This is a genomic window from Psychromicrobium xiongbiense (genome assembly GCF_030271165.1).
Lineage (GTDB): Bacteria > Actinomycetota > Actinomycetes > Actinomycetales > Micrococcaceae > Renibacterium > Renibacterium xiongbiense.
Map to the genome: position 1 here is coordinate 204,278 of NZ_JASSZH010000014.1, position 6,072 is coordinate 210,349.

Below are 6,072 nucleotides of genomic sequence, written 5' to 3' on the forward strand. Positions count from 1 at the left end.
TCCTCCTGAAGGTATCCAGAGACAAGGCGCCCTGGGACAACACTGTCCTCTGCCCTACGCGCGCTCTACGCGCTCAGAGCATTCTGTTAATGAATCCTAACTGAAATGCGCTCCGACGTCAGGGGCCCGCCAGCGGGTACGGTGGATTGATGGATTCAGCAGCGGAGGTCTGGGCGGGCAGGGCCGCCATCGCGGAACAAGCGGTGAACCGGCGCTTCGGGCACCGCGTGCTGGGCCTGCCGGGTACCTGGCTGGGCCGGGTTGCGGTGATCAGCGGTCCCCTCGAGGAGCGCGCCCAGAAGGCCGGGCCCCGCGGCGAATGGCATTACTGGTGGCAGGCACACTATCTGGAGTGTCTGGTGGATGCCCAGTGGCGCCGGGCAGTGCGGTCCGAGCCGGTGGATCTGCACCGGGCCCGGGCACTGCTGCGCGGCATCAGACTGCGAAATTTTTCGATTCTGGTGAACAGCTATTACGACGATATGGCCTGGCTTGCCCTGGCCGTGGGCCGCGCCGAACAACTCTCCCACCAGGAGCAGGGCCGCTCATGGGCCGGCGCCCGGCTGGCGGGGCGGACGCTGGTCCGCCAATTGCGCTCGGCACTCACCCCGGAATTGGGCGGCGGCTTGTTCTGGTCCAGGAAACGCGACTACAAAAACACGGCGGTCAATGGCCCGGCCGCGCTGTACTTTGCCCGGACCGGCGATCACGACCGGGCGCAGGCCGTGCTCGACTGGCTTGAGGCGAACCTCTGGGATGCTGAGCGCGGCGTGTATGTGGACGGCATCCATCTGCGCAGCATCCCCGGCCAGGCAGGCACCCGCCCCGAGCGGGAAGAGACCGTGTGGAGTTACAACCAGGGGCCGGTGCTGGCAGCACTGCTGGCGGAGGCCGGTTCGCGCCCGGAATCGCCCTCCATCAACCAGGCAGTCCGGCTGATCGACGGCGTTTCCCACCAGCTGGCGCATGATGGCGTTCTGCGACTGCACGGCGATGACGACCGTGGACTGTTCACCGGCATTCTGCTGCGCTATCTCTCGGTGGCAGCCCGGCATTCCGGCCTGCCGGAGGCGGGTCGGGAGGCTGCCCGGGACCTGGTGTTCCGTACGGCGGAAGCCCTGTGGGCCAGCCGCTCCGCCGAGGATCTGTTCACGCTGGACCTTGGCCAGCCGGCCGCCATCGCCTATCCGGCAGGGACGCCGGTGCAGCTTTCCACGCAACTCCAGGCCTGGATGGCCTTCGAAAGTGCCCATCAGCTGGCCCACTCCGAGGAGCCAGCACCCGGAGCAACGACGACCGAGATACCCGCGTGAACGGGCCCCGAATCCAGGACGCTGTGCCAGGCTCCTCCGAACCCGGAGGCTGGTGGCAGACGGGGGTGCTGCCCGCCATCGTGCTCGCCCTGATCGGCGTGGCAGGTTTCAGCTGGCTGGATGATGCCATCCAGCACGGAACCGGCCCGGCATTGCTGGACCAGCCGTTGCTGCAGTGGTTCCAGGGGATCCGGACCCCCGTCGCCACGGTCGTCTTCCGGATTATCACCACAGCGTCCTCGCCGGTGGCCATGATCATCATCGTGGCCGCTGTCGCGACGCTCTGGGCGCTACTGGCCCGCCGTTTCTGGCGTCCGGGACTCCTGGTCGGGGCCATGCTGGTGGCGGTCAGTACCTCCAGCACCATCAAACATCTGGTGGGCCGGTCGCGACCTCCCGTGGACCAGATGCTCCTTGCCCCGGACTACTCCTTCGCCTTCCCCTCCGGCCATACGCTCAGCACGGCCGTTTTCCTGATGGTCCTGGGCTATCTGGTGCTCAGTCGCCGTCGTCGGCATCGGCTGTTGTGGTTCGGCGGCATCGTGCTGGGCATTCTGGCCGTTGCCACCAGTCGGCTCTATCTGGGCTATCACTGGCTGACCGATGTCACGGCATCGGTTTGCCTGGCCTGGGTCATTCTGGGACTGGTCATGGTGGTGGACACCCTGGCGAGCAGGCGCTTCGGTGCCCGCACCTGACGGACGCCACAGCTGAAGCCAGGCCGGCCTCAGCCCTCCAGGCGTTCATGCCAGGCCCGCAGGAAGGCCAGGCCTGACTCGTCGTTGATCACATCGCTGCCCAGCCCCACATGCACCGAGGTGAGGATCTGGTACGGCTTCTCGGGCAACTCCTCGGCGGGCCGGACGTCCACGTGCGCCACGGCATGGCCCTGGGATTCGAGCCAGTCAGCCATGGCATAGTCGGTCCCGGAATCGCCCACAGTGCGCCACTGCTCGGGTTCCAGTCCCCGCTCCTGGAGCCAGCTCAGAGCCCGCCAGGCACCCAGGTCCTTGCCCAGCCGGGCGTGCTCGATGTCGGTGGAAATGATCGTCGGATCGATCAGGAAGTGGCTCGCCTGGGGGTCCTTGATCCCGCTGGACTGCTCGGGAGCAGCGGAGCGGATGTGCCCGTCCATGCCGTGTGCGGGCATAAGAGCGAGGGCGTCCGCGTCGAACAGGGGCTGCTGGGCCAGGTAGACCTCGCTGGGAGTCCCCAGGTTCTGTTCCACGGAGACCATGGCCTGCTTGGTCTCATCGAAGAACATCCAGGCAGCGTACTTGCGTTCCACGAGCTCCCGGATCGCGGCCGCATAGCTGGCCGGCGGCACAAAGCGTTCGTCCACCTGGACGGGGGACGAACCTGCGGCGCCAAAGGTGAACCAGGTGGCGCCCTTCTCGCAGATCGCCAGGAACTCCAGCCCCTCGGGAATCCCGGCCTCCAGCATGGGGGTCACCACCTGCTCCGTGATGAAGGCGGCGGAGCGGCCGGTGTTGAACAGCACGGGCGCGCCCCTCGTGGCGAGCCAGAGCAACTCGGCGATGACGCCGTCCTGGACGGAGCGGGTCACCGGGCTGGCGATGGGGCCGTCGACGTCGAGCAGCAGCGCCAGCGGCGGCCTGCTCCCGTCACCGGGCTCCACGGGGATGGTCGCCCGGCGTTGAGGGTGCGTACGTTCAGTCATGGACTCATGACTATCACGTCTGCACACATGTTGAGCCCTCGTCGCCGGTACTTCCGGCGACGAGGGCGCAACATGACAGAGAGGTTAATGAGGAGGACAGCAGGATCAGAAGGAGGAGACTCCGTTCGGTGTGCCCAGGCCGGTCGGCCCATCCCAGCCAGCCCCGGCAGTGCACCACTGCTGCGTCGGGCAGGAGCCATTGTTGCCGGAGGTCACATCGAACAGGCCGGAGGTGTTCCGGTAGGGCAGGCTGTTGGCATAGGTACCGTTGGCTGCGGAACCGGTGTTCCCACTGAGTGCATAGACCGATGCGATGATGGGCGCGGATTCACTGGTCCCACCGATCTGCCCCCAGGTGGAATCGGTGGCGCTGGTCGGGTAGTACACCGCCAGACCACCGTTATTGGGGTCTGCGGCGGCGGAGACATCACTCATGGCACGCTTGGCACACCCCGTGTTGAACCCGGCAGCAGCGGGCAGGGCGGCATTGACCGTGGAGCAACCCGAGCCGGCACCGCTCCAGGCGGATTCGCTCCAGCCGCGGCTCGTGGAGGCCTTGATCAGGGAGGTGCCACCCACGGCGGTCACGTAGCTGGACGATGCCGGGTAGGAGGCCCCGCGGTAGCCATTGTCACCGGTGCTCGCAGTCACCGCGATGCCGGGGAAGTTGTAGTACTGGCCGTAGCTGGAGTCCGAGGCGTCACCGCCACCATAGCTGTTGGAGATGGCCACAACGCCGGGCAGTTTGGCGGCGGTCTGAACGCCGGTTCCCAGATCCACGAAGGAAGCACTCTTGGTCTGAACTACCACGATTCGGCAGTCGGGGCAGGCTGCGGAGACGGTGTCCACATCCAGCGCCTGCTCGCCGGCCCAACCCAGGTTGAAGGCTGGCAGTGAGGAGCCACCGGTCTGATTGACCACCTTGAGGCAGCCGTTGGCCTTGGTGCAGGCTGGGATTCCGAACTGACTGCGGAAGACGTTCAGATCCCGCTCCAGGTTGGGGTAGCCATAGGCATCCACGATGGCGACCGTGCGGCCACCGGACTTCAGCCCGGTCAGCTTGTAGGCGCCCTGCAGGCCGGCCGGCGTCAGGGCGCTGGCAGGAGGCGTGGAGCCTGCCAACGGCGTACCTTTATCGTCGGTGGCCTTGTAGGAATGGCAGGACGCATCACCGGCCTGTGGATCGTTGCACACGCGCACGGCGTGGCCCTTGGCGAGGCCGTGCGGATCTGAGTTGCCGGGGGCTGCGTTGCCCGGCGCCGCCGAGCCCAGCAGGAAGGCACCCAGCAGAATGGTGGATGCCGCGGCGGCCGGAATGGATCGCTTCATGGAAGGTCAACTCCTTGCGTCAGTTCGATGGTTCCGATTCATGCGGTCATGAAAGTGCGAGCTAACTCTCCCCACAGCGGAGCATAACGGAGCAGAGACTGCCACGGAAGACCGCGGCCTCAGAAGTCAGCCCGGCAATCGTCCCCCGGAGGCCGTCACCAGGTCCCGGTTCATCCCCCCGTGAACCGGGACCAGAGAGCAGATCCCGCTTGAGCCCCTGGTGAACCGGGACCTGGTGACAGCACTGAGTGCGTCTTAGAAAACTGGGCACGTCCTAGAAAGAAGACACCCCGTTCGGTGTGCCCAGGCCGGTCGGCCCATCCCAGCCAGTGCCCGCCGTGCACCACTGCTGCGTCGGGCAGGAGCCATTGTTGCCGGAGGTCACATCGAACAGGCCGGAGGTGTTCCGGTAGGGCAGGCTGTTGGCATAGGTACCGTTGGCTGCGGAACCGGTGTTCCCACTGAGTGCATAGACCGATGCGATGATGGGCGCGGATTCGCTGGTCCCACCGATCTGCCCCCAGGCCGAAGCGCTGCTGCTGGTCGGGTAGTACACCGCCAGGCCACCATTATTGGGATCGGCCGCCGCAGAGACATCACTCATGGCACGCTTGGCACACCCCGTGTTGAATCCAGCAGCAGCGGGCAGGGCCGCGTTGTAGCCGGAGCAGCCTGAGCCGGCACCGCTCCAGGCGGATTCGCTCCAGCCGCGGCTCGTGGAGGCCTTGATCAGGGAGGTGCCACCCACGGCGGTCACGTAGCTGGACGATGCCGGGTAGGAGGCCCCGCGGTAGCCATTGTCACCGGTGCTCGCAGTCACCGCGATGCCCGGGACATTGTAGTACTGGCCGTAGCTGGAATCCGAGGCGTCACCGCCACCATAGCTGTTGGAAATGGCCACGACGCCGGGCAGCTGAGCGGCGGTCTGAACACCCGTTCCCAGGTCAGCCAGCGAGGTGCTGTTGGCCTGGACCACCACGATCCTGCAGTCAGGGCAGGAGGCGGAGACGGCGTCGACGTCCAGCGCCTGCTCACCGGCCCAACTGGCGTTGAAGGCCGGCAGCGAGGAGCCACCATTCTGATTGACCACGGTCAGGCAGCCGCTCGCTGACGTGCAGGCGGGGAGCCCAAACTGGTTGCGGAAAACGTTCAGATCCCGCTCCAGATTCGGGTAGCCATAGGCATCCACGATGGCGACCGTGCGGCCACCGGACTTCAGCCCGGTCAGCTTGTAGGCGCCCTGCAGGCCGGCCGGAGTCAGGGCGCTGGCGGGAGGCGTGGATCCCGCCAGCGGCACCCCCTGCTCGTCGGCGGCTTTGTAGGACTGACAGGCGGCCTCGCCGGCTTTCGGTTCACTACAGATCCGCACAGCGTGGCCTTTGGCCTGGCCGTGGGGATCTGAGTTGCCGGGTGCTGCCGTGCTGGGCGCTGCTGCGGCCAGCAGGAAGGCGCCGGCCAGAAGGGCCGATCCTGTTGCGGCCAGAAATGATCGTTTCACGGAAATTGACTCCTTGGTTCAGTCCAACGGTTGAACTTCATTCCGTCATGACACTGTGAGCCAACTCTCATTCCCCTCCACGGAGCATAACCGCAGGAAGTCCTGCAACAGAGAGCAGCCTCCGAGCGGCAACGTCATAAAATGACATATTCCCCCAGTACTTTGAGTTACTGGTGAAACCCGCCGCAGGAGCTGCAGCTGACCTCGGTATTACCGGGCAGGGTCCGCCGCCGAGACCTTCAGGAGCAGCG

At 66.0% G+C, this 6,072-nt stretch carries 5 protein-coding genes; 2 read left to right on the forward strand and 3 right to left on the reverse strand.

The features are described 5' to 3' along the window. The first annotated feature begins 149 nt into the window (after window positions 1-149). Window positions 150-1,313 carry a glycoside hydrolase family 76 protein gene (locus tag QQM37_RS06310; protein WP_285725738.1) on the forward strand — a complete coding sequence of 388 codons (1,164 nt, stop codon included), beginning with the start codon at window positions 150-152 and terminating at the stop codon, window positions 1,311-1,313. Next, window positions 1,310-2,011 (forward strand): phosphatase PAP2 family protein, encoded by a 702-nt coding sequence (locus QQM37_RS06315; RefSeq protein WP_285725739.1) that lies wholly within the window; start codon window positions 1,310-1,312, stop codon window positions 2,009-2,011. The genes QQM37_RS06310 and QQM37_RS06315 overlap by 4 nt, the downstream gene beginning before the upstream one ends. 29 nt (window positions 2,012-2,040) lie before the next feature. On the opposite strand, the gene QQM37_RS06320 is transcribed toward QQM37_RS06315, so the two are convergent. The 3 genes from QQM37_RS06320 to QQM37_RS06330 all read right to left on the reverse strand — a co-directional run bounded on the left by QQM37_RS06320 (window position 2,041) and on the right by QQM37_RS06330 (window position 5,821). Next, window positions 2,041-2,994, reverse strand: coding sequence for a hypothetical protein (locus tag QQM37_RS06320; protein WP_285725741.1), 954 nt, complete (start codon window positions 2,992-2,994; stop codon window positions 2,041-2,043). A gap of 105 nt (window positions 2,995-3,099) precedes the next feature. Then, window positions 3,100-4,323 carry a S53 family peptidase gene (locus QQM37_RS06325; protein ID WP_285725742.1) on the reverse strand — a complete coding sequence of 408 codons (1,224 nt, stop codon included), beginning with the start codon at window positions 4,321-4,323 and terminating at the stop codon, window positions 3,100-3,102. A 274-nt stretch (window positions 4,324-4,597) separates the two neighbouring features. Next, window positions 4,598-5,821, reverse strand: a complete 1,224-nt coding sequence (locus QQM37_RS06330; protein WP_285725743.1) for a S53 family peptidase — start codon at window positions 5,819-5,821, stop codon at window positions 4,598-4,600. Window positions 5,822-6,072 lie beyond the last annotated feature (251 nt).

Excerpts from the sequence above, each read along its gene's own strand:
- QQM37_RS06325 (WP_285725742.1), bottom strand. The coding sequence starts at position 4,323 with ATGAAGCGATCCATTCCGGCCGCCGCGGCATCCACCATTCTGCTGGGT.
- QQM37_RS06310 (WP_285725738.1), top strand. The coding sequence starts at position 150 with ATGGATTCAGCAGCGGAGGTCTGGGCGGGCAGGGCCGCCATCGCGGAA.
- QQM37_RS06320 (WP_285725741.1), bottom strand. The coding sequence starts at position 2,994 with ATGACTGAACGTACGCACCCTCAACGCCGGGCGACCATCCCCGTGGAG.